Genomic DNA, 26856 nt, shown 5'->3' on the forward strand with positions numbered 1-26856 from the left:
GCACGGCATTAACCACGAGACTCCAAGGCTCGTCCCCAGCGCGCGCGGGGACGACGGAAGGTCCGTAGTCCCTGGACCTTGGGAGGTGGTTAGTGGGAAAACACAGGGCCCGCCCGTCGGGCCGTGGTCCGCGATTCAATGCCGACTGGCTGAGGAGAGCGGGCGAGGTAGCAGCAACCGCAGTGAAGATCGTCTACTACGTGGTGATGTTGGTCGTTACCCTGACCGACTCATCCGGGGGTGGGCCCACCTGACCCAACAGGTCGGCAGACCCACCACCACCAGCGTCAAGCCGTCGCCTGGGCCTGGAAAACTTCGGCGTCGGCCTTCGTGTCGCTCCGCCTCGTTGTAGCGCGTCCTAACGATTCGGACGATACATCGAGTGTAGGTCTAGACCTACGCCGAGGGCGAGAAGTGCACGTCGCCGTGACGGACATTTTTTGTACGGCACGGCTGCACGGGCCGGGGGCGGCAGTTTCGCCGTCCCCGGTTCCCGCTGCCGCCTTCTTCCGGCGACGTGATCGCTGCCGGGGCCGAGAGGCTAGGGCAACCAGGAACGAGAGGGTCGGGGCGTGGACGCCTTCGAGGAACATGCCGCCGCGATTAAGGCCAATCCAGATCAGTACCGTGAGCTTGATCGACTGACGTGTGACTGTTCGCAGCCACGCACCACGATCGCGGTCCTGTACGCAGCTGCGGACGGCCAGGTCTGGCTGTGGACGCCTAACGGCCGGGGCCCCATGAACCACTCCGACCAGCCCGCAGCTGGTCCGATCGCACCTAAACGAAGGCCTCCACGCGCGGTTCCGCTCCCGCGTCATCCAGGGGACGTTGCCTATTCGGCGCTGGCGATTTGCTCGCGCTGCCGGGCTGGCCGCTTGCTGTTGCCCGACATTGGCGTCATCCGCCAGGTTCCCCTTGGCGCGCCGACCTGGTCCCGTGTCGCCGAGTAGGTGCCGGGGCTGGGGTAGCCTGGGGATAGAACTTCATGCCTGACCGGGATCGGCGAACCTGACTCGCGTGCCTTGGCCGCCGCGAGGTTGACCCCAAGGGGGTTGCTTCGCCGTGCCTGCTCTTGAGCCATTTCTCACCGCTGGACCCTGGGCCCTGGTCACCGTTGCGCTGGTCTATGCCGTGCCGCGTCTCGTTGTTGCCCTCGTCGCGCTGTTCAGGGTGCCGCCGGACAAGCTGCCCGCCGTGCTGCGTGCGCTGGCCGAACTGTTCCGCCTCCGGCGCTGACCCCTGGGCCTGAATACACGAAGCGCCCGTCGCAGGGAGGGGCGGGCGCTTCCGCATGGAACGACGCGCAAGGCATAGCGCTTCGCGCGCCCGAATGCGCAGAGTCTGCGCGGCGAACGGCTAATCGGGCGCGTCACCCGAAGGGATAGATCAACTGAACTGCTGTGACTAGTTGTGAATAGCTCTCCGGCGGCAGTGACCGAGCGCGTTACGGCGTGAGTCCAGCGCGATGCACAGCGCAAATGGGCTGCGGGACAGTAACCCGGAAGCGCCCTACCGTCGGACAGCGTGACAACCGAAGAGCAGACCGGTGGCGGCCGGCACGCGATCATCCTCGAATACATGCGAACCGTCCCGGGCGTCCTCGCGGGACTGAGCGGCCTCCTCGCTGCGGTGACCGGGTTTGTCGTCGCACTGGCCGCACGATGACGGAGACCAGCTACCCGGCGGCCTCCTGGGCGTCGCGTCGCCGAAGGTACGCATCCCATACGGCGTACCCGGCGTCGTCGGGCGGCAGGTGAACGACACGTTAGGCGGCGGATACGACGGCGGCCCGGGGCCAGTGACGCTGACACGTACGGACCGACAGGCCGAGGGCGGCGGCGGCACGGGCGGGCGTCGCCCCCTGCTCGGCGGCGGCGGCCCGGATCGCATCGGCCGACGACTGGCGCGGCGACGACGCGGCGGCGACATGGGCGACCGCCGGTGACGGCGATACGTCGACCTCGGCGGGTGACATCGTGGCGGCCCGCCAATCGCCCACCCGGCCGGAATCTCGCACAGTGGTCACCACCTGCGGTCGAGCGTGCGAGGGCGTGAAACTCCCCGCCAGGGCGTCCCGGTTCGCGTCGGCGATATTGTCGGGCGACGCCTTGGCGACAGGGGCGACATGCTGGCGCGTCACGTCGGCGGCCGTCGCGGCAGGCGACACGTCGCCGGCCCATCGCCAGCAACGCCCCGGCGGCGATCAGCGCCAGGCCGTCCACGGCCAGCGGTCCGACCGTCGCCGTGATGACGTCCTCACCGTAGGCGGTCAGCAGGCCCGACAGGTGGCGGTCCGACACCGGGGCGGCGACCAGGGCCACCGGGAGGGCCCCGCCGTCCCGCAGCGCGGTCCAGCCTCGGCCGGACGGCCAGGCGACACGGGCCAGGATCTCCACGCAGACGAACAGGGCGACCGGCCAGAAGATCGACCCGACCACGGCCCCGTGCTGCCGGTCCAGTCGGCCGGGGCGTCCTTGGGGCGGACGTAGGAGTGTGCGACGTTCGCGGCGACGGACACGGCCCCGCCGAGGGTGGCCCCGATATAGGCCCAGCCTCGGCCGGCGGCGCGCTGTGGGGCGGTCGCGGCGGTCATCGGGTCACCCCCGAGAGCGTCGGCCAGGGTGACGACCGGGACACCGAACAGGGCCGGGTGAACGGCGGCCTCCGGGGGAGTCCTCAGCACGGGGGAGGGTCACCACAACGTCAGCGGTGCGGGCGGCGTCCATGTCGTCGGCGACCAAGGCGAGGAGGTCGTCAACATCGGCCGCCTCGGCGGCGGTCGCCGTGGTGACCAGGAAGCCAGCGGCGACCAGGGCGGCGGCCATGCCGTCGGCGGCGCGGGCGGGCCCGGCGAGGTAGGCGCGGAGGTGGGTAGGGTTGTGCGTCATGGCGGAAGCTCCGTTTCCGTCTAGGGCGTGTCCTGCCGATCTTGTAGTGGTTGATCGTTGACGATGTGTCGGTGGTGCGTCGTGGTGAACTGACCGATGAGGCGTGGGCGGTGATCGCGCCGCTGCTACCGGAGCCGGGCGGTGCTCGTGGGCGGTGGCGGGATCACCGTCAGGTGATCAACGGGATTTTGTGGAAGCTGCGCACGGGTGCGCCGTGGCGTGACCTGCCCGAACGTTTCGGACCGTGGAAGACCTGCCACGAGCGCCTGCGTCGGTGGAGCGCCGACGGGACATGGGATCGGATCCTCTCGGCGGCGCAGGTGTACGACGACGGCACACCGGTGCAGTGGACGATCAGCATCGACTCGTCGATCGTGCGGGCGCATCAGCATGCCGCTGGCGCCCGCAAAAAAGGGGCTCCCCGACAAGTGCGGCGACGCCTGGTACGCAAGATGGCGAGGCCATCGGCCGATCACGCGGAGGACTGAGCACGAAAATCCACCTCGCTGTCGACGGACGCGGCCGGCCGTTGTCGATCCTGCTCACCCCGGGCCAGGCCGGCGACAACCCCCAGCTTCTCGCCCTGCTCGATGCGATCCGCGTCAACGAGCCCGGACCGGGCCGGCCCCGCAAGCGCCCTGACGTGCTGATCGCGGACAAGGGCTACGCCCATGACTCCACCCGTCGAGCCCTGCGCCAACGCGGGATCCGGCACGTCATCCCCGAACGCGCCGACCAGATCGCCCGCCGCGCCGCCAAGGGCAGTACCGGCGGGCGACCACCCGCCTTCGACAAGGCGATCTACCGCAAACGCAACGTCGTAGAACGCTGCTTCAACCGACTCAAGCAATGGCGTGACCTGGCCACCCGCTACGCCAAACGCGCATCCCTCTACCGAGCCAGTCTGATCCTCATCGCCGCTGTCATCTGGCTTCCATGATCGACAGGACAGGCCCTAGGGCCTCGGGGGCGTTGCAGTCGCCTTTCCGGGGCCCGCCTTATTTGGTTGTCGGGGTGAGGTCTTAGGCGTCCGGGGACGCGGGATCGGGTTCGTCGGCCCACGTGAAGCGCAGGCGGGTGGCGGGGTCGAATCGCACGCCCCGGCGGCCGTTCGCGGGGGCGACGGTTACGGCGTTCAGGGCCAGGCCGAGGAGGTCGCGGCGGTCAGCGACGCTGGCGGCGTCCCACGCTTCCCGGGCCAGGACCGGGTCTAGTAGCGGGGAGATATCGGCCTCGGGCAACGGGAAGTCGGCCAGGTTGCGGCGCAGCCCCGCAACCCGGGCGGTCAGCCGTTCGTGTAGACGGGTCCACCGCTGGACGGCCTCGGGTCCGACGAACTCACCGCGCAGATAGCGGGCGTCCTCTAGGTCGACCAGGGCGGCGTTAGCTTCGTCCAGCGCGGTTGTGATCGTCGCCCGCTCGCGGATCACTTCCGGGTCATGTCGGGCTACCCAGCGTTCGGCGACGGCGTCTAGCAGGGTGTCCCCGGGCTCGGTCGCGGCCAGGCGGTTAATGAAGGCGTCGACTACGGCGCGGTCTACGGCGGGGACCATTGCCGTGGTGTGCGCCGGGCACGGGTGGCCGAGGCGACGGGCCTGGCAGACGTAGGACTGACCGGCGGCCGACATGCGACCCCCGCAGCCCCCGCACCGCAGATAGCCCGTCAGGAGGTGAGACGTTTGGGCCCGGACGCCCCGGGCGCGGCCCGTCGGGTCGGCGACGGTGCGGGCTTCCAGGAGGCGGGCGACCTGCAGCTGCTCGGCGGGGGTGATGATCCCCCGACCAATCTCGACGGTCTCGCCGGTCTCGGGGTCGCGCCAGGGGACGACCTTCCCCGTGTACTTCCCGTCGCGCTTGACGGTCTCTGGCAGTAGCCCGGCGAACGCAGGGGACTTGAGCAGAACCGACAGGGACCCGACGCCCCACTTTCCGCCGCGAGTCGCGGGGATCTCGCGGGCGTTCAGGTCACGGGCGATCTTCACCAGCGGCTCGCCGGACAGAGCGCGCTCGGCGATCTCACGGGCGGTCGGCGCGGTACGCGGGTCGTGGTCTAGGCGTCCGTCCTCGGTGACGGCGAGGCCGTACGGCGGCTGTCCGCCGATCCATCGGCCGAGGTTGCGTAGGTGGGCCTTCGCCGAGGCGACGCGAAGGCCGATGTTCGCGGATTCGCTGCGGGCGACCTCGGACAGGAGGGCCAGGACCAGGCGGGATTGCTGGTGCGACGTGTCGAGGCCGTCCCGTACGAAGACGATTCGCCCACCGACTTTCTCGACCTGGTCCAGGACCTGCCCGACCTGGCCCATGCCACGCCGGGACAGGCGGTCGACCTTCCAGACGACCAGGGTCCCGACGGTGCCGGTCGTGAGCGCGGACATCGCGGAGTCGAAGCCAGCGCGGTCGACGGCCTTGTAGCCGGAGCGGCCCCGGTCGATATGCACGGCGCGGACTTCCAGCCCGTTACGGGCGCACCAGGCTCGGCAGTCGGCCTCCTGGCGTTCGATCGCGGTTTTGCCCTCGCGGTCGAGGGATAGACGCAGATACAGGTCAGCGAGGTGTTCATGGTGAGACATGTCGAGGACGTTAGGACCCTCGGCGGGGAAGTTGCAAGCTTCTTCTAGGACTTCCAGAAGTCGAGCATAACGATCTTGCCCCGCAGGTCGGCCAGCGTGACGGCCCTGCCGCCGGTGTTCAGCCGGGCCCGACCCCGCAGTTCCGGTGCCCGTACGCGTGCGCTCATGCCCCCATCGTGCCGCACCGGCCCGGCGCGCTCCCGGCGATCCCGGGGTGAACAGACGCACACCGGAACGGCGCGGAGCGCCCACCCCGGCGGGGGATGGGCGCTCCGCGTACGTGCGGTTACTGGCCGGCGGGCTTCAGGCAGAGGACCCGGGTGGTCCCGCCGCCCTCGACCGACACCGAGGGCTGCGACAGATCGGCGCACTTGTCCTTGTTGTCCACCTTCGACACCACGCTGAACGCGCCCGGCTCACCGCAGTCGGCGGCCACCGCGCTCGTGCCGGACTGCTTCACGCAGGAGCCGACCGCCGGGTCGAAACCGGCCGGCTTGTCGTCGCCGACCTTGCCGAGCAGCGTCAGCAGACCGAGCGGCACGGCGAGGATGAGTACCGCCGCGACCAGCACGGCGGCGAGCACCCGGCCGTTGCGCACCTTCGGCGGGGGCGCCTCGGTCTGCGACTCGGTGGCATCCGGCTTGAACGCGTCGAAGCGGCCCTGCTCCGGCTCGGTGCCGGGCCCGTCCTGCGACCAGGCCGGCGGCGCCTGCTGGGGCGGCGGCGGGAAGGCGTTCGCGCCACCCGCCGGACCCTGGCCGGGTACCGCGACCGAGGCACGTCCACCGGCCGACGGGCCGAACCGGTCCGGCTCGCCGAACGGCTCCGGCCGACCGGCCGGGCTGCCGAACGGCGCCTGCTGCCCGCCGGGGCCGCCGAACGCGTCCTGCTGGCCGCCGGGGCCGCCGAACGGCTCGGGCTGGCCGCCCGGCGCGCCGAACGGGTCCGGCCGGCCACCCGGGCCGCCGAACGGGTCCTGGCCGCCGGGAGCGCCGTACGGGCTCTGCTGGCCGCCGAACGGGTCACGGCCGGCGTCGGGCTGCTCGCCGCCCGGGTGCACGCCGTTGGCGGGACGGGTGTTGCCGGGCGGGTCCACGAAGGACGGCACCCCGACCGGGAACGACGGCGGCGCGGCGGGCGAGGAGGGCGCGCCGGCGTACCCGTGCGGGCCGTCGGCGTCCTCGGAGCGCGACTGCGGACCGGGGAAGCCGTTGCCGGGCGCCCCGTCCTGGCCGGGGAACCCGGGCTCGTCCTGCTCGGGGGCGTCCTCGGGCTCCGGGCGGGCGGGCCGGCCGTACACCCGGGGCTGCGGCGTGGGGCCGCTGGTCGGCAGCGGCTGGTCGGACGGCGGGGTGACCCGGCTGGCCACCGGGACCGACGCGCTCGCCGAGACCGGGCCGCCCTCCGGGGAGGTACGCGGTCCGGGAACGGCGGGCGACTGCGGCTCCTCGGCACGGGACGCGCCCCAGGCACCGTCGCCGCGCTCCGGCTCGTACCCCTGGGGTTCGGTGCCCGGGTGGTCGGTGGGCGGCGACGCGGCGAGCGCGGCGCCCGGCACCCGCTGCTGCTGCGCCGGAAGCGGCACGGCGTTGCCGGGAGAGATGCCCGGCGCGGGGGCGGGCTGGTAGGCCGGGGCGGAGTCCTCGGACCGGCCCCACGCCTCGGCCGGCGACCACGGCTCGGGGGCACGCTCGTCCTGGTTGCCGCCCCAGCCGGCGGGTGCGTCGGTCGACGGCACGGACACGCTCGCGCGGGCCTCGGCCGGCGCGGCGGCGCCCCAGGCGGGCTGCGCCGGCTCGTCCGACGGCCGCCCGGGCTCGTGCTGCTGCGGTACGGAGGCCGCGCCGCTCCAGGCGCCGGCCTGCTCGCCGGAGTCACGCTGCTGCGGTACGGCGGCGCCGTCGCCCCAGCCGCCGGACTGCCGGTTCGGTTCCCAGCCGCCCGGCTGTGCCGGCTCGGCGGGGTTCGCGGCGCGCCCGGCGGCCCAGCCGCCGGAGCGGTCCGGGTCCTCGGTGCGGGCCGGCTCGTCCCAGCCGCCGGACCGGTTCTCGGCCTGCGGTGCGGGCCAGCCGCCGGAACGCTGTCCCTCGTCGTGCTGCGGCCCAGCGGTCGCCCGCCAGCCACCGCTGTCCTCGGTGGAGCGGTTGTCCTGATCGGACTGCTCCGGAGTGGACCAGGCGTTGTCCGGCCGGGCGGTGCCGGGCACCGAGACCGCGGCGGCGGCACGGGCGGGCGGGTCGGCCGGCGGCCAGGTGGCGCCGGTCTGCTGGCCCGGCGCCCAGGCCGGCTGGCTCTCGCGTGGGGTCCAGCCGCCCGAGCGGTTCGGGTCGTCGGGCGCGGCGGGCTGCTCGTCGCGCGGGGTCCAGCCACCGGAGCGGTTCGGGTCGTCCGGCGGCGGGGTGGCGGCCCAGCCACCGGCGCGACCGGAGGCGTCCTCGTGCTGCCCGCCGGTGGGCGCGAAGCCGCCGGAGCGGTGCGGGTCGTCCGCGGGGGCGGGCGTGACCCAGGTCTCGTTCGGCACGGTGGCCGGGGCGGGCACGTATCCGGTGCCGCGGGCGGCCGGGTCACCGGACGGAGACCAGCCCTGCTGCTGTTCGCCGGAGTTCCATCCGGGACGGTTCTGCTCGGCGGCCCAGGGGGCCTGCGACGGCTCGGCCGGGCTGCCCGGCGGCGTGGCGGCCCAGGCGGGCGGAGCCTGCTCGGCGCCGCGGTCCGGGCCGGACTGCTCCTGGCTGCCCCAGGCGGGGCCACCGGAACCGGCCCAGGCGGGACTGCCCTGGTCGGTGCCGCCCCAGGCGGGCTGCGGGACCTGGGCGGTGGCCCGCCCGGTCACCGGCTGGCCCGCGGGCGGGGCCCACGCGGGCGGCTGGTCGTCGTTCGCGGCCCAGGCCGGGGCCGGCTGCGCGGGCCGACCGGCCGGCGGGGGCGGTGCCCAGCCGAGGTCGGGCGCGCCGTTGTACCCGTTGTCCTGCTGCGCCGGCTGATCGCCGTACGGCACCGGTCCGCCGGTGCCCGGCGACACCTCGCCCGGCTCCTGGCCGGGGCGGTGCGGAGCCTCGGACGTCATGGGTGCGCCTCCTCCATCACAGGTCGGCCGCCGATGCCGGTCGGGGAACCGTCGGCATGGCTACCGGCGTCGCCGGCGGGTACCGGCCGTGCGGGCTCCCCGCACCGTATCCGGTGGTCGCCCGGAGCCGCCCGGGGAGCATCAGCCGTCACCGTCGGTCACCGGACGACGTCGATGGGTTTCACTTGCCCGCGTCGGCCCGGAACCAACCGGTTGGCGACCGTGCCAACCGTACCGGGCGGTGGAGCGAGGTGGAATCCCGGTGCCGACCGATGCCGATACGCCGAAGACCCGCCCGGTGCCGGGCGGGTCTTCGGACTGGAGGAGGTGAGAAAGGTCGATGGCGTCAGCTCATGTGACGCTGGGCGATGGCGAGAAGCTCCTCGCGGACCGCGGGCGAGTTGGCGGAGCGCAGCGCGTGCTCGATGGCGCGGGCGCGGCGGTTGGCGTCGCGGCGGGTGCGGATTCGCTCGATCATGCTCATCTTGGGTCTCTCCTCCTGGCTATTCGGTTGTCAGCCCCTTGATGTCTCTATTTAAGCGCACCGGGACGCCCATCGCCATCGATTATTAGGTGAGCTGAACCACGTACCTACGGATCGTAGGTGTTCACACCCTCAGATCCGACGAATCCGTTCCCAAAAAAGTCACGGCCGGTGTGCCGGGCGTTCACCCTTGGCACACCGGCCGTGACCGGAGCGTGGTGCGTCAGGTCCAGGCGAGCAGCGCCGCCTCCGGGTCGGCCAGGAAGTCGCCGATGTCGCGGAGGAACTTCGAGCCCAGCTCACCGTCGATGATCCGGTGGTCGAAGGACAGGCCCAGCGTGGTCACCAGGCGCGGCTTCACCTTGCCCTTGTGCACCCACGGCTGCTCCCGTACCGCGCCGAAGGCGAGGATCGCCGACTCGCCCGGGGGCAGGATCGGCGTACCGGTGTCCACGCCGAAGACGCCGACGTTGGTGATGGTGAGCGTGCCGCCGGACATGTCCGCCGGGGACGTCTTCCCCGACTTCGCGGTCTGCACCAGATCCGTCATCGCGTCCGCCAGCTCGCGCAGCGAGAGCCGCCCGGCGTCCTTGATGTTCGGCACGATCAGGCCACGCTCGGTGGCCGCCGCGATGCCGAGGTTGACGTACTCCTTCACCACGATCTCGTCGCCGGCCCAGGTCGAGTTGACCATCGGGTGCCGCTTGACCGCCAGCAGCACCGCCTTGGCGACCAGCAGCAGCGGCGAGACGCGCACGTCGCGCCACTCGCGCCGGTCGCGGAGCCGGTCCAGCGCCTTCATCGCCCGGGTCACGTCGACGGTCAGGAACTCCGTGACGTGCGGCGCGGTGAACGCCGAGCGGGCCATGTTCTCCGCGGTGAGCTTGCGTACCCCCTTGACCGGGATGCGCTGCTCGCGGTCCGCGCCGAAGCTCGCGGCCGCCGCGGCCGGTGCCGCGACCGTCAGCGGCTCGGCCGCCGCCGGGGCCGCGCTCGCCGCCCGCTGTACGTCCTCACGGGTGATCGAGCCGAGCGGACCCGAGCCGGTGAGCGTGGCCAGGTCGATGCCGAGATCCTTCGCCAGCTTGCGGACCGGCGGCTTGGCCAGCACCGGGCCGGAGACCCGGCCGTTGCCGTTGACCGCCGGCGCGGGGGCGGGCGCCACCGGGGCGGGAGCGACAGGAACGGGTGCCACCGGGGCGGCGGCCTGAGCCGGTGCCGGCGCGTCGCCCTTGCGCGGGCGGCGCTTGGCCGGGGCGTTGCGCGGGCCGTAGCCGACCAGCACCGCGGTACGCCCACCCGGGGCGACACCGCCGATCAGACCCGGCTCGACCATGCCCTCGGCGGGCGCGACCTGGACCGCGGCCAGCGACGCGGCCGACGGGGTGGGCAGCTCCGACGCCGGGGTGGCGGTGGTCGACTCCTCGATCGGCCCGGCGTTCGGGTCGGTGTCGATCGCGATGATCGGCACGCCGACCTCGACCGTCGACCCCTCCGGGTGGAAGATCGCCTGCACCCGGCCGGCCCACTTCGCCGGGATCTCGACCGCCGCCTTGGCGGTCTCCACCTCGACGATCGGCTGGTTCAGCTCGATGTCGTCGCCGACCTTGACCAGCCACGCGAGGATCTCGCCCTCGGTCAGGCCCTCGCCCAGGTCGGGAAGGTTGAACTCCTTGATCCGGGACATGCCGCTCACCAGCCGAACGTGCGGTCGACGGCGTCGAGCACCCGGTCCAGGTCGGGCAGGTACTCCTCCTCCACCCGGGCGGCCGGGTAGGGGGTGTCGAAGCCGGTCACCCGCAGCACCGGGGACTCCAGGGAGTAGAAGCACTCCTCGGTGATCCGGGCCGCGATCTCCGACCCGAGACCCAGGTTGCCCGGGGCCTCGTGCACGACCACGCAGCGGCCGGTACGCCGCACCGACTCGTACGCGGCGGTCAGGTCCAGCGGCGAGATCGTGCGCAGGTCGATGACCTCCAGCTCACGGCCGTCCTCGGCGGCGGCGGTGGCCGCGTCGAGCGCGGTACGCACCATCGGGCCGTACGCCAGCACCGTCGCGTCGGTGCCGGGCCGCGCGACCCGGGCCGAGTGCAGCGGGTACGCGTCGGCGATCGGCGCGTCCAGGTCCACCGGACCCTTCTCCCAGTAGCGCCGCTTCGGCTCCAGGAACACGATCGGGTCGTCCGACGCGATCGCCTGCTGGATCATCACGTACGCGTCCTGCGGGTTCGCGCAGCTCACCACCTTGAGACCGGCGGTGTGCGCGAAGTACGCCTCGGGCGACTCGGAGTGGTGCTCGACCGCGCCGATGCCGCCGCCGAACGGGATGCGGATGACCATGGGGATCCGCACCTTGCCCTGCGAGCGGTAGTGCATCTTCGCCACCTGCGACACGATCTGGTCGTACGCGGGGTAGACGAAGCCGTCGAACTGGATCTCGCAGACCGGCCGGAAGCCGCGGATGGCCAGGCCGACGGCGGTGCCGATGATGCCGGACTCGGCCAGCGGGGTGTCGATCACGCGCTGGTCGCCGAAGTCCTTCTGGAGGCCGTCGGTGATCCGGAACACGCCGCCGAGCTTGCCGACGTCCTCGCCCATGATGACGACCTTGGGGTCGTTCTCCAGGGCCCGCCGCAGGCCGGTGTTGAGCGCCTTGCCGAGGGTGAGCGTCTCCGTGGCCATCAGTGCGCGCTCCCCTCGAAGGACTCCATGTACTGCGTGAACCGGGCCCGCTGCTCGTCCAGCTCGGGAGAGCCGTTGGGGTAGACGTGGTCGAACATGGTCACCGGCTGCGGGTCGGGCATGGCGAGCACCCGCTCGCGCAGGTGCACGGACTCGGTGCGGGCCTGCTCGTCGACCTCGGTGAAGAACGACTCGTCGGCGATCTTCTGCTTGGTGAGGAACGCCTTCATCCGGGCGATCGGGTCCTTGGCCTGCCACGCCTCGACCTCGCTGGCGATGCGGTAGCGGGTCGGGTCGTCGGAGGTGGTGTGCGCGCCCATCCGGTAGGTGTACGCCTCGATCAGGCTCGGGCCCTGGCCGTTGCGCGCGTTGTCCAGCGCGTGCCGGGTCACCGCGTACGACGCGAGCACGTCGTTGCCGTCCACCCGGACGCCGGGGAAGCCGAACCCGCCGGCGCGCCGGTACAGCGGCACGCGGGTCTGCCGCTCCAGCGGCTCGGAGATGGCGTACTGGTTGTTCTGGCAGAAGAACACCAGCGGGGCGTTGAAGACGCTGGCCCAGACGAACGACTCGTTGACGTCGCCCTGGCTGGTGGCGCCGTCGCCGAAGTAGGCGATGACCGCCTCGCCGTCCTCGCCGCCGGTCTTGCCGTCCATGGCGACACCCATGGCGTACCCGGTCGCGTGCAGGGTCTGCGCCCCGATGACGATCGTGTACATGTTGAACTTGAACTCGTTCGGGTCCCAGCCGCCCTGGTCGACGCCGCGGAACAGGCCCAGCGGCATGATCGGGTCGATGCCGCGGCAGTAGAGCACGCCGTGCTCGCGGTAGGTCGGGAAGGCCATGTCCTGGGTGCGCAGTGCCCGGCCGGAGCCGACCTGCGCGGCCTCCTGGCCCAGCAGGCTGGCCCACAGGCCCAGCTCGCCCTGGCGCTGCAGGGCGGTGGCCTCGGCGTCCAGCTTGCGGACCAGCACGAGGTCGCGGTAGAGCCCGCGGTACTCCTCGTCGGTGAAGTCGACGCGGTACTCGGTCCCGTCCGGGCCGAGCGCGCTCTCGATCCGCTCACCCTCGGGGGTCAGCAGCTGTACGAGTTCCGGTTCACCGGTCGCGGCGGCGCGTCTGGTGCGGGGTGCGGCCCGCTTGCTGCGGGTGGCGGCCCCGGGGTCGCCCTTTGCCATCCGTCTCTCCCTGTCTGTCTGCGCCGGCGCCGGGGGTTACCCGAGCCGAGCACCTCGTGCGCCCGCCCGGCTGGTGCCGGGTCGGTCCCTGGCGACCGCGCCTGACCCCGGTAGGGGTTGCCGCGCGGCGTGAGCCGGAGTCGGTCGGTGACAGACCCAGGCCCGGGAGCGCCGGCGCCGTTCCGCACCAGCCGCGGGGTACGCGGAGGTGGCGGCTGCGTTGCCGTCGTGTCTGAATGATTGCAGAGGAGGTGAGCGGGCCCACAGTATGGCCTCCCTCGCCGGTGAGGTTCCATCGGGTTCATGACGGATAAGCGCTTTTGTCCGCAGTGGCGGGTGCGGCCGACGTACAAAATGTGTGTCGACACGCGGTTGCGGCTGGTGAACTGAGCGTCACTGGGTCAAGCTGGCGATGAGCCTCCGCGCGGCATTTGTCCTAATATCCGCGCGTGCTCTCCCGTCCCGTCCGTCGTGAGGAGTGTGCCGGTGTCCGAACCAGAGGGTCCGCCCGGTACGCCCTTCCTCGGCCGGCACCGGGCGCTGCCCGCCTCCCCGTACCGTCGGGTCGTGGGCGCGCACCGCGCCCCCGGAACAGGCGGCCCCAGCCGCGGCTACCTGCTCACCGTGGCGTTGCTCGCCGGCACCGCTTCGATGCCGATCCTCGCTGCGATCAGCACCGGATCGGCCAGCGTCGGCAACAGCGCCCTCCCCGACACCAGCACCCCGTTCCTGCCGACCCCCTCGGTCGGCCCGGTGGTCATCCCGATGCCCCGGGGCACCCAGGCCCCGGCGCCGTCCACGCCCACGCCCGCCGTCGACGTGACCTCGGTGCCCCCGGCCCGGCCGGTGCTCCCGGCGGCGCCGGCCCTGCCCGACGACAGCGACCTCGGCGCCCGGCACCGGTCCCGCCCGGTCGCCGCGCCGCCACCGCCGTCCGCGCCGGTCCGGCCCACCCCGGTCCGCCCGCCGCGTCCGTCCCCGGTGCCCTCGCCGACGCCGTCGCCGTCGCCGTCGGATCCGGGTACGCCGAGCCCGAGCCCGAGCCCGGAGCCGTCCGTCACGACCGCCGAGCCGACGGCCACCTCCGAGCCCTCGTCGGAACCGACGTCCGAGCCCTCCGGCCCATCGGGTACGTCCGGTCCACCGGATCCGTCCGGTCCCGCCGATCCGTCCGGTCCCGCCGGTCCGTCGAGCTCCGCCGATCCGTCCGGCCCGGCCAGCCGGTCGGTTTCCCCCACCTCATGATCGACACCACTTCGCCGTGGTGGTGTGGTTCCGACCGGCCCGATGCAGCCACTTCGCCGAGCTGGTGTGGATCAACGAGGGCGTGAGGTGGCCCGGGGATTGGCAGGGCGCATGATCGACACCATTACGGCGTGGTGGTGTGGTTCCGGTCGGGCTGATGCAGCCACCTCGCCGAGGTGGTGCCGATCATGCGGGCGCGAATGCCTAGGCCGGGTCGTCGGTGAGGCGGTGGCGGTTCGCCTCGATCCAGGCGTTCAGCGCCTCCGGGTCGTCCGGGTCCACCCCGTCCGCCATGAGCTGGGCCACCGCCGCGGTGGCCGGGCTGCGCCGCTCGCCGGTGCTGTAGAGCCGCGCGAACTCCGGGACCATCTCGGTGATCGCCTCGTCCGTCCGGGCGGCCGCCGACTGCGACAGCCCGCGCTGCCGGGCCGCGTACGCCGCCCAGGCGCGTAGCACCCGGGGCAGCATCGCCGCGTCGTCCATGTCCAGCACGGCCCGGCGGTGCACCCAGTCGAGCAGGAACAGCTCGGCGACCATCGGGCTCCACCGCATCGGGTCGGCGTCCGGGAAGCTGGCCGCGTGGTCGAGCAGTAGGCCGAGGCAGAAGTGCAGGGAGGCCAGCTCGCCGTCGGCCACCTCGGGCAGGCCGAAGCGGGTCGCCTCGGGCGAGTCGAGGAAGGCGCGGACCAGGCGGGTGCGCTCCTCGTCGGTGGGCGGCGGCACGACCGCCGGACCGGCCGGCGGGGTCGGCCCGGGCAGTGCGGCGAGGCGGGCGCCCACGAGCGCCCGGTCGGTGGCGAGCGAGCCCTGCGCGGGCAGCTCGGCGAGGTCGTCGGTGACCGCCAGGTGGCGGCTCACCTCGGCGTGCATCCGGGCCGGGTCCTCGGTGCGGAACCAGGTGAACTCGTCCTCGGTGCAGATCTCCCGGGCCTGCTCGACGATCCGTCCGGCCGGGCCGCCGACGAAGACGTCCTTGGTGATGCCGATGTTGTGGTCGACGAGGGCCACCAGGGCGTGCTCCGGGCCGCCCTCCTCCTCGTCGTCGTACGCGAACGTGGCGAGGTAGGAGGTCTGGTCGCCGTACACGTCGCCGTAGGCCCAGGCGCCGGTGACGCGCACCCGGCCGAGCTGGCCGGCCCACGACGGGGCGTACGCGCCGGGCCGGACCCGGGCGGCGCCCTCGGCGTCGGGCACCAGGGCGGCGAAGACGGCCCGCAGTGTGGTCGCGGCGGCGCTGCGGCGCCGGGACGTGGCGGCGAGGAAGCCGGTGACGAACTCGCGGACGGCCTGCTCCCGGTCGTGCTCCGCGACGGCGTAGACGCTGCCCAGCAACGCGGCGCCGAGCATCTCCGCGTCCAGGGCCGAGTCGAGCCTCGTCACGTCGCGCGCGGCGTGCAGCACCGCGTCGTAGGGGGTCTGTGGCGTGGCCATGCATCGACCCTACGCCGCACCGGCCGCCCCCACACCGGTCAGCACGCCGGGTTCAGCGCGGTCGCGCCTCGCGCAGCGCCTCCCGGGCCGTGCCGTAGCGCGCCAGCACCGCCCAGACCGGGTCCAGCACGTACTTCTCCCCGACGCTGCCCACCGAGGTGAGCAGGCGCTCCTCGGCCCGCCGCCGGGCCCGCCGCGCGGCCCACCCCACCACCGGCCGGGTGACCGCCGCGACGAGCAGCCCGGCCAGCAGGCCACCGAGCAGCAGGACGGTGGGCCAGGGCACCACGCCGAGCGTCGGGTGTTCCAGCTCCGGCAGGCCGAGCAGGCGCAGCGCGTACCCCAGGACCAGCCAGGCCAGGCCGGCCAGCGCGGCGAGGGTGACCACCCACTGGATCACGCCCACCACCCGCCACCAGGCGGGCCGCCGGTCCATGCCCAGGTCGGTCGCGGCGACCGCGTGGTCGAGCGCGCCCGGCAGGTCGGCCTGCCGGGCCCGGGCCGCGGCGGTCACCGCGGCCGGCCACGGCGCCGGCAGACCGGCGCCGGACCGGTCGGCCACCGCGCGGATCGCCAGCGTCAGCGCCGAGCGCTGCGCGGCTGTCGGATCGGGTACGGAGGTCGCCGCGACCAGGCTCTCCGCCGGCGCGTCCGGGTCCCGCCCGGAGAGGTGCAACCGGCGCAGCGGATCCGGCCGCAGCTTGCGCCAGCTCCGCAGCATCGGCCAGCCGGTGTTGCCGACCGCCCGGTGCCGGTACGCGCCCTCGACCGCCGCCGCCACCGTCGGCACCCCGGCCGCCCCGGCGAGGGCCCGGGTCAGCTCCTGCGCCGATGCGTCACCGGGCCGGGTGCGCGGCGGCTCCGGCCCCACGAGCGGTTCGAGATCGGCCACCACGGCGTCCACGTCGCCGGAGAGCCGGCGCAGGGCGGCCTGCCGTTCGGCGACCGTACGCTCCAGTTCGGCCCGCAGCCCGTCCAGCCCGTTCGGGTCCACCGCGACGGTCGGCAGCAGCGGCACCCCGCCCAGCCCGTCGGCGTCGAGCAGCCGGCGCAGGTCGTCGAGAACCTTCGGCAGCTCGGTCGGGTGCAGCCGGTCGGCCTGGTTGAGCACCACGACCGTGACGTCCTTGTGCCTGTGGAACTCGCGCAGGTAGCTGGTGTGGATCACGCGGTCGGCGTACTTCTGCGGGTCGACCACCCACACCACGAGGTCGACCAGTCCGAGCAGGCGGTCGACCTCCAGCCGGTGGCCGTGCTGCACCGAGTCGAAGTCGGGCAGGTCGAGCAGGACGAGGCCGTGCAGGTTCGACTCGTCGTCGGCGTCCAGCGGGCTCTCCCGGACGAACCGGTGCCGGGGCAGCACCCCGACCCAGTCGAGCAGCCGGACCGCGCCGTCGAGCGGGCCCCACACGCAGGCGTGCGCGACACCTGTCGTCGGCCGGCGTACGCCCACCGGCGAGAGGTCGAGCCGCGCCAGCGAGTTGAACAGGCTCGACTTGCCGCTGCCGGTCGCACCGGCCAGCGCTACCACCGTGTGCCGGCCGGAGAGCGCGAGCCGGTCACCGGCGCGCTCGACCACCGTGTGCGCGGCGACGAGCTGGGCGTCGGGCACGTCGCCGTCCACCGCCGCGAGGAACCGCTGGATCGCGGTCAGCCGTTCGATCAGGGTGTCCGGGTCGACCCGTTGCTCACCCCGCATCGCCTCGCGCATCCGTCCCACGATGTTGCTCACGGTGCCTTCCTTGCTCGCGACTGCGGGGCTCGCAGAACCGGCTCACTCCTCGCGCTCACGGGGCCGGTTTCTGCTCGCGACTGCGGGGCTCGCAGAACCGGCTCACTCCTCGCGCTCACGGGCGACCGTCCTGCTCGGGGCCCGGGAACAGACCGCTGCGGTGCCGGGCCCGCTCGACCTCTACGGCGGCCCAGCGCAGCGCCGCACCGGCGTTGGCGGCCGGGCGCTCGGCCTCGGTGCGGCTCAGGTAGCGCGCGGCCTCCTCGGCCAGCAGCTTGCCGACCCGGTCGAGCAGGTCGACGCGGGCCTTGCGGGCCAGGTTGCGGACCGCCTGGTCGCCGAAGATCGCCTGGAGCACGGTCTGCCCGGCCACCGCCGTGCCGGTGCCTGCGGCGACCTCCAGCCCGGTGGGGATGAACGCGGTGGAGGCGAACACGCCGATCATGACCGCGAGGCCGGTGGCGTTCACCGCGTATGCGGCCGTGCGGGCCACGAACCGCCGGTCGCCGCCCTCGACCCGGACCAGCTCCAGCACGCCGCGCTGCCAGTCGCGGACCAGCTGCTCGGCCCGCTGCGGCAGGTCGGCCGAGGGGTGGGCCAGGTCCGGCTCCAGCAGCGCCGCGCCCGCCGGGTGCGCCTTCCAGCCGGTGTACGCGTTCTCCGCCGCCTCGGCGGCCACCCCGCGCAGCAGCGTGACGAGCTGGGACTCGATCGCGGTACGCAGTTCCGAGGCGGGAGCGGGCCGCCCGGTGACCGCCGCGACCACCCGGTCGCGCAGCCGCCCGATGCGGGCCTCCAGCCCACGGAAGAAGTCGCCGGTGCCGATGAACTCCTGCCACCGGGCCAGTACCTCGCCGCGCAGCAGCCGGCCGTCCTTGAGCCCCTGGTCGACGCTCCGCTCCGCGCTCCGGTACGCGGCCTGGACCCGCTCGTCCAGCGCGTCGGCGGCGGTGACCTGCTCGTCGGCGGCCTCGGCCAGCGCCTCCACCACCGGCTGCAGTGCGGCGAGCGCGCCGTCGAGCGTCTGCCGGACCACAGCGGCGCGGGCCCCGGCGTCGGCGGCGAGCCGGGCGAACCAGTCGCTCAGCGGCGCGGTGATCCGGTCCGGCAGCAGCCCCTGCCCGTCCACCCAGGTCTCCGGGAGCACGAACAGCGGCGAGGCGCCCAGCTCCTGCTCGGCGAGCATCTCGGACAGGTGGGTGGCGATCTCGTCGGCGGCCTCCGGGGGTACCCGGTCCAGCACCATCGCCACTGCGGTGCCCCGGGCGCGGGCGCTGCGGAGCAGCTCCCAGGGGACGGCGTCGGCGTACCGGGCGGCGGTGGTGACGAACAGCCAGAGGTCGGCGGCGGCGAGCAGCTGACCGGCGAGCGCCCGGTTGGCGTCGACCACCGAGTCGATGTCGGGCGCGTCGAGGAACGCCAGGCCGGGCGGCAGCGCCGGTGCGGTGACCAGGTGCAGGGTGCCCGGCTGCTCGCTGGGCTCGGTGGTCCGGGTCAGGCCGGGCAGCAGCTCGCCCTGCCGGAACCAGGCCGCGTCGGTCGGGCTGCACACCAGCACCGGGGAGCGGGTGGTGGGGCGGAGCACCCCCGCCGCGCTGACCCGCGCCTTGACCAGGCTGTTGACGAGCGTCGACTTGCCGGCGCCGGTGGAGCCGCCGACGACCACCAGGAGCGGTGCGTCGAGCCGGGCCAGCCGGGGCAGCAGGTAGTCGTCGAGCTGGTCGGTGAGGCTCGCGGCGGCGTGCCGGGCCGGCTCGGCCGAGGGCAGGGCGAGCGGGAAGCGGGCCGCACTGATCGCCGCGCGCAGGCCGGTGAGCGCGGCGGGCAGGCCGTCGGCGGCGTGAGCAGGCTGGTCGTCGCCCGTGGTGGCTCCGGTGCGGGCTGCGACGGCGGGCGCGCCGGCACGGGTGGCGGAATCGCCATGCGTCGTCACCGCTAAAGCGTGCCCGACCGACGCAAGGTAAGACAACCAGACAGTAGTAACGGTCGGGTTGCGCCGGGTCGGCTCAACCTCGACTTGCGGATTGGCGATCGCGTGGCACTATTGAGTCAAGTTCACTCAACTTGTGGTGCGGTCGCTTCCGGGCGACCCGCCGGGCAGGCCGTCTGACCTGCTCACCCGTTACGAAGCGAGGAAGCGAACATGGCACGTGCGGTCGGCATCGACCTCGGCACGACGAACTCCTGCGTCAGCGTTCTCGAGGGCGGTGAGCCCACCGTCATCGCCAACGCCGAGGGCTCGCGTACGACTCCCTCGATCGTCGCGTTCGCCCGCAACGGCGAGGTGCTCGTCGGTGAGGTCGCCAAGCGCCAGGCGGTGACCAACCCCGACCGGACCATCCGGTCGGTCAAGCGTGAGATCGGCACCAACTGGACCGTCGACATCGACGGCAAGAAGTACACCCCGCAGGAGATCTCGGCGCGCACGCTGATGAAGCTCAAGCGGGACGCCGAGGCGTACCTGGGCGAGCAGATCACCGACGCGGTGATCACCGTCCCGGCCTACTTCAACGACGGGCAGCGCCAGGCCACCAAGGAGGCCGGTGAGATCGCCGGCTTCAACGTGCTGCGGATCGTGAACGAGCCGACCGCGGCGGCCCTGGCGTACGGCCTGGACAAGGGCTCCAAGGAGCAGACCGTCCTGGTCTTCGACCTCGGTGGCGGCACCTTCGACGTGTCGCTGCTGGAGCTGGCCGAGGGCGTGGTGGAGGTCAAGTCCACCAGCGGTGACAACCAGCTCGGTGGTGACGACTGGGACCAGCGCATCATCGACCACCTGGTGAAGACGTTCCGTGGCGAGCACGGCATCGACCTCTCGCAGGACAAGATGGCGATGCAGCGGCTCAAGGAGGCGGCCGAGAAGGCCAAGATCGAGCTGTCCGCCGCCACCACCAGCAACATCAACCTGCCGTACATCACCGCCGGTTCGGCCGGCCCGCTGCACCTGGACGTGACGCTCAGCCGCGCCGAGTTCCAGCGCATGACGCAGGACCTGCTGGACCGCTGCAAGGGCCCGTTCGAGCAGGCCGTCAAGGACGCCGGCATCAAGATCTCGGACGTCGACCACGTCATCCTGGTCGGCGGCTCGACCCGTATGCCGGCCGTGACCGACCTGGTCAAGCAGCTCACCGGCCGCGACCCGAACAAGGGCGTCAACCCGGACGAGGTCGTCGCCGTCGGCGCCGCCCTCCAGGCCGGTGTGCTCAAGGGCGAGGTCAAGGACGTCCTGCTGCTCGACGTGACCCCGCTGAGCCTGGGCATCGAGACCAAGGGCGGCATCTTCACCAAGCTCATCGAGCGCAACACCACCATCCCGACCAAGCGCTCCGAGGTGTTCACCACCGCCGACGACAACCAGCCGTCGGTGCTGATCCAGGTGTTCCAGGGCGAGCGGGACATCGCCGCCTACAACAAGAAGCTCGGCACCTTCGAGCTGACCGGTCTCCCGCCGGCCCCGCGCGGCGTGCCCCAGATCGAGGTCACGTTCGACATCGACGCCAACGGCATCGTGAACGTGCACGCCAAGGACCTGGGCACCGGCAAGGAGCAGAAGATGACGATCACCGGCGGCTCCTCGCTGCCGAAGGACGACATCGAGCGGATGCGCCGGGACGCCGAGGAGCACGCCGACGAGGACAAGCGTCGCCGTGAGGAGGCCGAGACCCGCAACGTGGCCGAGGCGCTCCAGTGGCAGACCGAGAAGTTCCTCGCCGAGAGCGGCGACAAGCTGCCCAGCGAGAACCGTGACCAGCTCAACGAGGCGCTCGGCGAGCTGCGCAGCGCCCTCGGCGGGCAGGACATCGAGAAGATCAAGTCCGCCCACGAGAAGCTGGCGCAGGTCTCCCAGCAGGCGGGCTCGCTGCTCTACGCCCAGCAGCAGGAGGGCGAGCAGACCGCCCCGGGCGCGGCCGGGCCGGGTGCCGGCGCGGGTGCGGCCGGTGGCCCGAAGGCCGGTGGCGACGACGACGTGGTCGACGCGGAGATCGTGGACGAGGACAAGAAGTGACTTCCGGTCCCGGACACGATTCGCACGGCAGAGGGATGAGGTAACCGCATGACGGACAAGCCACGAGCGGCCGACCCGGGTGCCACCGGGTCGGCGCCGGGCGCCGGCAAGGACACCGGCGACGAACCCCGGGTCGTCATCCGCGACAAGCGCAAGCTCGGCAAGGTGACCGAGCAGCCGGCGAACGACGCCTCGGCGGCCGACGCGGCCGCCGACGCGCCCGCCGAAGGGCTGGTCGAGGAGGCCGAGGTCGTGGTCGACGAGATCGGCGGCGAGGCCGAGGTCGGCGGTCCGACCGTGGTCGACTCGCCCGCCGAGCCGAAGGGCGGGACCGGCACGGACGCGCCGCTCGGCGCCGAGCTGGAGTCGCTCCGCACCGACCTGGAGGAGCGCACCCGCGACCTCCAGCGGGTGACCGCGGAGTACGCCAACTACCGCAAGCGGGTCGACCGGGACCGCAACCTGGTCCAGGAGCAGGCCACCGGGGCGGTGCTCACCGCGCTGCTGCCGATCCTCGACGACCTGGACCGGGCCCGCGAGCACGGCGACCTGGTGGGCCCGTTCGGCAGCGTGGCCGAGCAGCTCACCGGCGCGCTCACGAAGTTCGGCCTGACCGCGTTCGGCGAGAAGGGTGACCCGTTCGACCCGACCCGGCACGAGGCGGTGGCGCACCAGACCTCCGCCGACGTGACGGAGCCGACCTGCGTGCAGGTCATGCGGCGCGGCTACCAGCTCGGCGAGCGGCTGCTGCGGCCCGCCATGGTCGCGGTCGCGGACCCGGAGTAGTGCCGACCCGTGACGTCCCGCCCGCCCGCACCGGGCGGGCGGGACGACCGGGATTCGACCCGTGGAAGGGGGTGGACCGGTGAGTTCCAAGGACTGGATCGAGAAGGACTACTACGCCGCGTTGGGCGTGGACAAGTCCGCCTCCTCGGACGAGATCAAGAAGGCGTACCGCAAGTTGGCCCGGGAGTCGCACCCGGACCACAACCCCGGCGACACCGGCGCGGAGGAGCGGTTCAAGACCGTCTCCGAGGCGTACGCGGTGCTCGGTGACGAGAAGAAGCGCCGCGAGTACGACGAGATGCGCTCGCTGTTCGGCTCCGGCGCCTTCCGGCGCAACGCCCGCGGCGCGGGCCAGCCGGGCGGCATGCCGTTCGACGTCTCCGACCTGTTCGGCGGCGCGGGCGCCGGCGACAACCGGTTCAGCGGCGGCGGCTTCACCGACCTGTTCAGCTCGATCTTCTCCGGCGGCGGAGGCGGCGGCGGTCCGGCGCGGCCGCGCGGCCCGGCGCGTGGCCGGGACGTCGAGACCGAGGTGGCGCTCGACTTCGAAGACGCGGTACGAGGCGTCACGCTGCCGCTGACGCTGCGAGCTCCCGGGGTCTGCGACACCTGCCACGGCAACGGCGCGAAGCCCGGCACCCAGCCGGTGGCCTGCCCGGTCTGCCACGGCGCCGGGGTGACCACTCGCAACCAGGGGTCGTTCAGCTTCTCCGAGCCGTGCCGCAACTGCCAGGGCGTCGGCACGATCGTCGAGGAGAAGTGCCCGGAGTGCCACGGCACCGGCGGGGTCACCAAGACCCGCACGCTGAACGTGCGCTTCCCGGCCGGTGTGGCCGACGGGCAGCGGATCCGCCTGGCCGGCCGGGGTGAGCCCGGCGAGCGGGGCGGTGCGGCGGGTGACCTGTTCGTACAGGTGAAGGTCCGCCCGGACGAGCTGTTCGGGCGTACCGGGGACGACCTGACCCTGACCGTCCCGATCACGTACGCCGAGGCGGTTCTCGGCACGGACCTGCGCGTACCGACCCTGGACGGGACGGTGACCCTGCGGGTGCCACCGGGTACGCCCAGCGGGCGGGTGCTGCGCGCCCGCGGCAAGGGCGTCGTACGCAAGGACGGCCGCGCCGGTGACCTGCTGGTCACGCTCGACGTGGTGGTCCCGGCGAAGGTGTCGGACGAGGCGCGGGCGGCGCTGGAGACCTTCGCGGCGCAGACTCCGCCCGCCGCGCGGGAACATCTCGACGCGCGGGTACGTCGATTCAGTTGAGGTCGGCAGCGGAGGTGAGCGGGCATGTCGGAGGAGTACGTCGGCTCGGGTGACCCGGCCTACGAGGCCAAGGTCTTGATGATCTCGGTGGCCGCGCGGATGGCGGGGATGCACCCCCAGACGCTGCGCCAGTACGACCGGCTGGGCCTGGTGCAGGCCGGCCGGGCGTCCGGTGGCGGTCGCCGGTACAGCGTCCGGGACGTGGTGCTGCTCCGCGAGGTGCAGCGGCTCAGCCAGGACGACGGGATCAACCTGGCCGGGGTCAAGCGGATCATCGCGCTGGAGCGGCTGCTCGAAGAGGCGCAGCAGCGGGTGGCCCGGCTGGAGGCGGAACTCGACGCCGCGTACCGGCGGATCGCCGAGCTGGAGTCGCTCGGCGGCTTCCCCCGTGGCGACCTCGTGCCCACCAACCGCACGTCCACCGCGCTCGTCGTCTGGCGTCCGCGCCGCGCTCCCGACCGCTGACCTCGTACCTGAAGGCCGGCGCGCCCCGCTCCCCCGGGGCCGCGCCGGCCTTCGTCGTCCCCCGGGCGGTTCGCGGGCCGGGTCAGGGGAAAGCGGCGTACGGCAGGGTGGGGTCAACTACGCTTTTCCGCAGGGGCAAAAGCCCCAAAGCGGATTCCGGGCTGGCGGGGGGAGTCATGACGGAACCGGCGAAGAAGGTGGCCGAGCGCGCGGAGGAACGGCTGGAGAAGGTGGCCGAGAACGTCCGCGAGCGGTTCGACCGGGTCACCGAGGGACGCTTCAGCGACAAGGTCAAGGAAGGGCGCTTCGCCGACCAGACGGACCACGGCGTGGACCGGGCGCGGGACGACGAGCGGCGCAAGAAGCAGGGCGGGTCGACCTGACGATCCGCCGACGTGCGGGCCGGGATCCACGGGGGATCCCGGCCCGTTCGCCGTCAGAGGCGGCGGTTCTCGCGGACCAGGCCGCCCTCGCACCAGTCCCGGTAGACGAAGAGATCCGGCCGGGCGAGCAGCACCCGGCTGTTGTGCGCCCAGTTGCGCATCAGGTCGTCGCCGGACTTCTCGGCCTGCTCGACCAGCTTGCGGAACCGGCGCTTGGGGTGGGCGCGGAAGTTCGTCCGGATGCCGTCGGCGGCGTAGATGTAGAGGCAGTGCAGCGTGAACCGCCGCGCCGGGCAGCCCTGGTCCATCGCCAGATCGAACAACGTCTGCACCAGGTGGTCACCGGCGACCAGCAGGTCCCAGTCGGGCGGCATCGAGGTCAGCGGCACCGAATCCGGTTGATAGGCCCACGCCCGAAGCTCGGCGGGCGAGGGATCGACCGGATTGGCGAAGCCGCGGAACGTCTCTTCCTGCACGCTCACCGGCCGACCTTCCGCTTGCGCTGGCGGGGGCGCAGGCCACCCGCGGACCCTGGCTGCTGGGCCGAAACGTTAACGCGGTTGGACGGAGCAGGGGTAGACCTTCCCGGGATCAATTTGACAACGCCGGGCCGGATCTGCCCCACGGCTGATCCGGCCCGGCACCGGGTCAGTCGCCGGCGGCCAGGGGCAGCGGCGCGGGCGGCCGTGCGGCGGCGGCGCGGCTGCGCAGCCACTGCTTGAACCACGGGGTGTCGGGCAGCCGGGCGAGCAGCGGCCCGGTCACCACCGTGATCAACACGTACGCGGTGGCGAGCGCGGCGAGCTTCGGCTCCACCGGGTAGATGGCCGCGACGGCCAGCCCGGCGATGACGATGGAGAACTCGCCGCGCGGGGTCAGCGCCAGGCCGGCCCGCCAGCGGCCGGGCTCGGCGATCCCGGCCCGGCGGGCGGCCAGGTAGCCGGTGGCCACCTTCGTCGCCATGGTCACCACTGCCAGCAGCAGCGCGGGCAGCAGTACCGGCGGCATGTCCAGCGGGTTGGTCACCAGCCCGAAGAACACGAAGAAGACCGCGGCGAACAGGTCACGCAGCGGGGAGAGCAGCTCGGTCGCGTGGTGCGCCACCGGCCCGGACAGCGCGATACCCACCAGGAACGCACCGACCGCCGCGGACACCTGGAGCTTGGCCGCGACACCGGCGACCAGCAGGGTCAGGCCGAGCACCCCGAGCAGGAGTGCCTCCGGATCCTTGGCGGAGAGCGCGGCGGAGATCAGGTGGCCGTACCGGATGGCCACGGCCAGCACCACGACGACGGTGAACACCGCGATGGCGAGCGCGATGCCACCCTTCATCAGGCCGACCCCGGCGAGCAGCGCGGTGACCAGCGGCAGATAGAGGGCCATCGCCAGGTCCTCGATCACCAGGACGGAGAGGATCACCGGGGTCTCCCGGTTACCGACCCGGCCCAGGTCGCCGAGCACCTTGGCGATCACGCCGGACGACGACACCCAGGTCACGCCCGCGAGCACCACCGCCGCCACCCAGCCCCAGCCGAGCAGGAGCGCGAAGGCGAACCCGGGCAGCGCGTTGAACACCGCGTCGATCACGCCGGCCGGCGCGGCTGACCGGAGGTTGCCCACCAGTTCGTTGGCGCTGTATTCCAGGCCGAGCATGACCAGCAGCAGGATCACGCCGATCTCCGCGCCGACGGCGAAGAACTCCTCGCTGGCGTTGAGCGGCAGCAGCCCGCCGTGCCCGAACGCCAGGCCGGCGAGCAGGTACAGCGGGATGGGCGACACGCCGAAGCGACGGCTCAGCCGGCCGAGCAGGCCGAGCAGGAGCAGCAGCGCACCGACCTCGATGAGCAGGATTGTGGTTTCGTGCATACGCGTCAGCCGTCCGGATCGGTCTCGGCGAGGATCGCGGTCACGCCGTCGAGCCCCTGACGGGTACCGACCACGACGACCACATCGCCGGCCTCGAACCGGAAGGTGGGATCGGGCGAGACGTTCACGGCGCCCTGACGCAGCACGGCCACGATGGACGCGCTGGTCCGGGTGCGTGCCTTGGTGTCCGCGAGCCGCTTGCCGACGTACTTCGACCCCGCCGGGATGGCGATCTGCTCGGTCAGCAGCCCGGCGGCCTGCTCGCGCAGCCCGGAGAGCTGACCCAGCATCAGCGACGCGCCGAGGATGTCGGCCAGCGCCTCCGCCTCGTCGTCGGTCAGGGGTATGTCGTGTTGGCAGGAGTCGGGATCGTCCGGGTCGTAGAGGACCAGGTCGCGACGGCCATTGCGGTGGGAGACCACGCCGAGCCGGCGGCCGGACTCCGTCATCAGATCATGACGTACGCCGATCCCGGGCAGGGCGGTCTGTTCGACACGTACTCGCACGCGGGTGAGGCTACTCCGGGCGCGCACCTGCCGCGTCCGGGGTGGATCGGGCGCCCGGTGGTGCGGGATCAGGGGGCGTCGTCGCGAGCGGTGACATAGGTGCCCTTGCCCTGATGTCCCTCGACCAGACCTTCGGCCGCGTCTACCGCGTCGCTGAGATCTTGGTACGAAACGGCCCTTGGAGGGGCCGTTTCGTACCAAGATCTCTCCGGCCGGGCCGGAGGACGGTGACTCAGGTCACAGGGGTGGAGTTGAGCGGAATAGACTCAACTCTGGTTGTGTCATGTCCAGTGGACACGC

23 protein-coding genes are annotated in these 26856 nt (G+C 72.8%); 8 read left to right on the plus strand and 15 right to left on the minus strand.

All coding sequences use genetic code 11. The features are described from left to right. Positions 1-1065: 1065 nt before the first annotated feature. Both ACN27D_RS14235 and ACN27D_RS14240 read left to right on the plus strand, forming a co-directional pair. Complete coding sequence (locus tag ACN27D_RS14235; protein ID WP_421499276.1) at positions 1066-1239, plus strand: hypothetical protein; 174 nt, start codon at positions 1066-1068, stop codon at positions 1237-1239. A 288-nt stretch (positions 1240-1527) separates the two neighbouring features. After that, a complete protein-coding gene (locus ACN27D_RS14240) occupies positions 1528-1668 on the plus strand; it encodes a hypothetical protein (protein WP_421499277.1) in 141 nt (46 codons plus the stop codon). Between the two features lie 100 nt (positions 1669-1768). On the opposite strand, the gene ACN27D_RS14245 is transcribed toward ACN27D_RS14240, so the two are convergent. Then, the gene (locus tag ACN27D_RS14245; protein ID WP_421499278.1) at positions 1769-2170 is read right to left on the minus strand and encodes a hypothetical protein; all 402 of its coding nucleotides are present in this window, start codon (positions 2168-2170) and stop codon (positions 1769-1771) included. 795 nt (positions 2171-2965) lie between these two features. Here ACN27D_RS14245 and ACN27D_RS14250 point away from each other — a divergent pair. After that, a protein-coding gene (locus ACN27D_RS14250; protein WP_421501148.1) for an IS5 family transposase occupies positions 2966-3831 on the plus strand; the annotation gives its coding sequence in 2 pieces (ribosomal slippage) (positions 2966-3305 and positions 3305-3831; 867 coding nt in all). An 82-nt stretch (positions 3832-3913) separates the two neighbouring features. On the opposite strand, the gene ACN27D_RS14255 is transcribed toward ACN27D_RS14250, so the two are convergent. The 11 genes from ACN27D_RS14255 to ACN27D_RS14305 all read right to left on the minus strand — a co-directional run bounded on the left by ACN27D_RS14255 (position 3914) and on the right by ACN27D_RS14305 (position 19213). After that, on the minus strand, positions 3914-5461 hold the full coding sequence (locus tag ACN27D_RS14255; RefSeq protein WP_421499279.1) for a recombinase family protein: 1548 nt from the start codon (positions 5459-5461) through the stop codon (positions 3914-3916). 44 nt (positions 5462-5505) lie between these two features. Then, on the minus strand, positions 5506-5628 hold the full coding sequence (locus ACN27D_RS14260) for a hypothetical protein (RefSeq protein ID WP_421501232.1): 123 nt from the start codon (positions 5626-5628) through the stop codon (positions 5506-5508). A gap of 119 nt (positions 5629-5747) precedes the next feature. Continuing rightward, the gene (locus ACN27D_RS14265) at positions 5748-8528 is read right to left on the minus strand and encodes an LppU/SCO3897 family protein (RefSeq protein WP_421499280.1); all 2781 of its coding nucleotides are present in this window, start codon (positions 8526-8528) and stop codon (positions 5748-5750) included. A 346-nt stretch (positions 8529-8874) separates the two neighbouring features. After that, a complete protein-coding gene (locus ACN27D_RS14270) occupies positions 8875-9012 on the minus strand; it encodes a hypothetical protein (protein WP_013283356.1) in 138 nt (45 codons plus the stop codon). A gap of 223 nt (positions 9013-9235) precedes the next feature. Then, complete coding sequence (locus ACN27D_RS14275; RefSeq protein ID WP_421501149.1) at positions 9236-10699, minus strand: dihydrolipoamide acetyltransferase family protein; 1464 nt, start codon at positions 10697-10699, stop codon at positions 9236-9238. A 5-nt stretch (positions 10700-10704) separates the two neighbouring features. Continuing rightward, positions 10705-11694 (minus strand): alpha-ketoacid dehydrogenase subunit beta, encoded by a 990-nt coding sequence (locus ACN27D_RS14280; protein ID WP_030269708.1) that lies wholly within the window; start codon positions 11692-11694, stop codon positions 10705-10707. Further along, positions 11694-12872: a pyruvate dehydrogenase (acetyl-transferring) E1 component subunit alpha gene (pdhA, locus tag ACN27D_RS14285; RefSeq protein WP_013283359.1), complete on the minus strand. Its 1179-nt coding sequence runs from the start codon at positions 12870-12872 to the stop codon at positions 11694-11696. The genes ACN27D_RS14280 and pdhA overlap by 1 nt, the downstream gene beginning before the upstream one ends. Before the next feature lie 611 nt (positions 12873-13483). Continuing rightward, on the minus strand, positions 13484-14110 hold the full coding sequence (locus tag ACN27D_RS14290) for a hypothetical protein (RefSeq protein WP_421499281.1): 627 nt from the start codon (positions 14108-14110) through the stop codon (positions 13484-13486). A 211-nt stretch (positions 14111-14321) separates the two neighbouring features. Next, positions 14322-15548 (minus strand): hypothetical protein, encoded by a 1227-nt coding sequence (locus ACN27D_RS14295; protein WP_120572386.1) that lies wholly within the window; start codon positions 15546-15548, stop codon positions 14322-14324. Positions 15549-15600: 52 nt separating this feature from the next. After that, positions 15601-17259: a GTPase gene (locus tag ACN27D_RS14300; RefSeq protein ID WP_421501150.1), complete on the minus strand. Its 1659-nt coding sequence runs from the start codon at positions 17257-17259 to the stop codon at positions 15601-15603. Between the two features lie 136 nt (positions 17260-17395). After that, entirely contained in the window at positions 17396-19213 is a 1818-nt protein-coding gene (locus tag ACN27D_RS14305; RefSeq protein WP_421499282.1) for an ABC transporter, read from the minus strand. Between the two features lie 210 nt (positions 19214-19423). Between ACN27D_RS14305 and dnaK the strand changes: the two genes are divergently transcribed. The 5 genes from dnaK to ACN27D_RS14330 all read left to right on the plus strand — a co-directional run bounded on the left by dnaK (position 19424) and on the right by ACN27D_RS14330 (position 24184). Further along, the gene (dnaK, locus tag ACN27D_RS14310; RefSeq protein WP_071097240.1) at positions 19424-21286 is read left to right on the plus strand and encodes a molecular chaperone DnaK; all 1863 of its coding nucleotides are present in this window, start codon (positions 19424-19426) and stop codon (positions 21284-21286) included. A 48-nt stretch (positions 21287-21334) separates the two neighbouring features. Further along, the gene (gene grpE / locus ACN27D_RS14315; RefSeq protein WP_120572383.1) at positions 21335-22072 is read left to right on the plus strand and encodes a nucleotide exchange factor GrpE; all 738 of its coding nucleotides are present in this window, start codon (positions 21335-21337) and stop codon (positions 22070-22072) included. A 79-nt stretch (positions 22073-22151) separates the two neighbouring features. After that, positions 22152-23336, plus strand: coding sequence for a molecular chaperone DnaJ (gene dnaJ, locus ACN27D_RS14320; RefSeq protein WP_357898308.1), 1185 nt, complete (start codon positions 22152-22154; stop codon positions 23334-23336). A gap of 24 nt (positions 23337-23360) precedes the next feature. Next, a complete protein-coding gene (locus ACN27D_RS14325) occupies positions 23361-23801 on the plus strand; it encodes a heat shock protein transcriptional repressor HspR (RefSeq protein ID WP_091413778.1) in 441 nt (146 codons plus the stop codon). A gap of 176 nt (positions 23802-23977) precedes the next feature. After that, entirely contained in the window at positions 23978-24184 is a 207-nt protein-coding gene (locus ACN27D_RS14330) for a hypothetical protein (RefSeq protein ID WP_013283368.1), read from the plus strand. Positions 24185-24237: 53 nt separating this feature from the next. On the opposite strand, the gene ACN27D_RS14335 is transcribed toward ACN27D_RS14330, so the two are convergent. From ACN27D_RS14335 to ACN27D_RS14345, 3 genes are all read right to left on the minus strand, one after another. Then, positions 24238-24666, minus strand: a complete 429-nt coding sequence (locus ACN27D_RS14335; RefSeq protein WP_013473407.1) for a hypothetical protein — start codon at positions 24664-24666, stop codon at positions 24238-24240. A 166-nt stretch (positions 24667-24832) separates the two neighbouring features. Continuing rightward, a complete protein-coding gene (locus ACN27D_RS14340; RefSeq protein WP_421499283.1) occupies positions 24833-26050 on the minus strand; it encodes a cation:proton antiporter in 1218 nt (405 codons plus the stop codon). A 5-nt stretch (positions 26051-26055) separates the two neighbouring features. After that, the gene (locus tag ACN27D_RS14345) at positions 26056-26556 is read right to left on the minus strand and encodes a cation:proton antiporter regulatory subunit (RefSeq protein WP_091416018.1); all 501 of its coding nucleotides are present in this window, start codon (positions 26554-26556) and stop codon (positions 26056-26058) included. Positions 26557-26856 lie beyond the last annotated feature (300 nt).

It is taken from the genome of Micromonospora sp. WMMD1274 (assembly GCF_049179035.1).
GTDB classification, from domain to species: Bacteria; Actinomycetota; Actinomycetes; order Mycobacteriales; family Micromonosporaceae; genus Micromonospora; species Micromonospora tulbaghiae.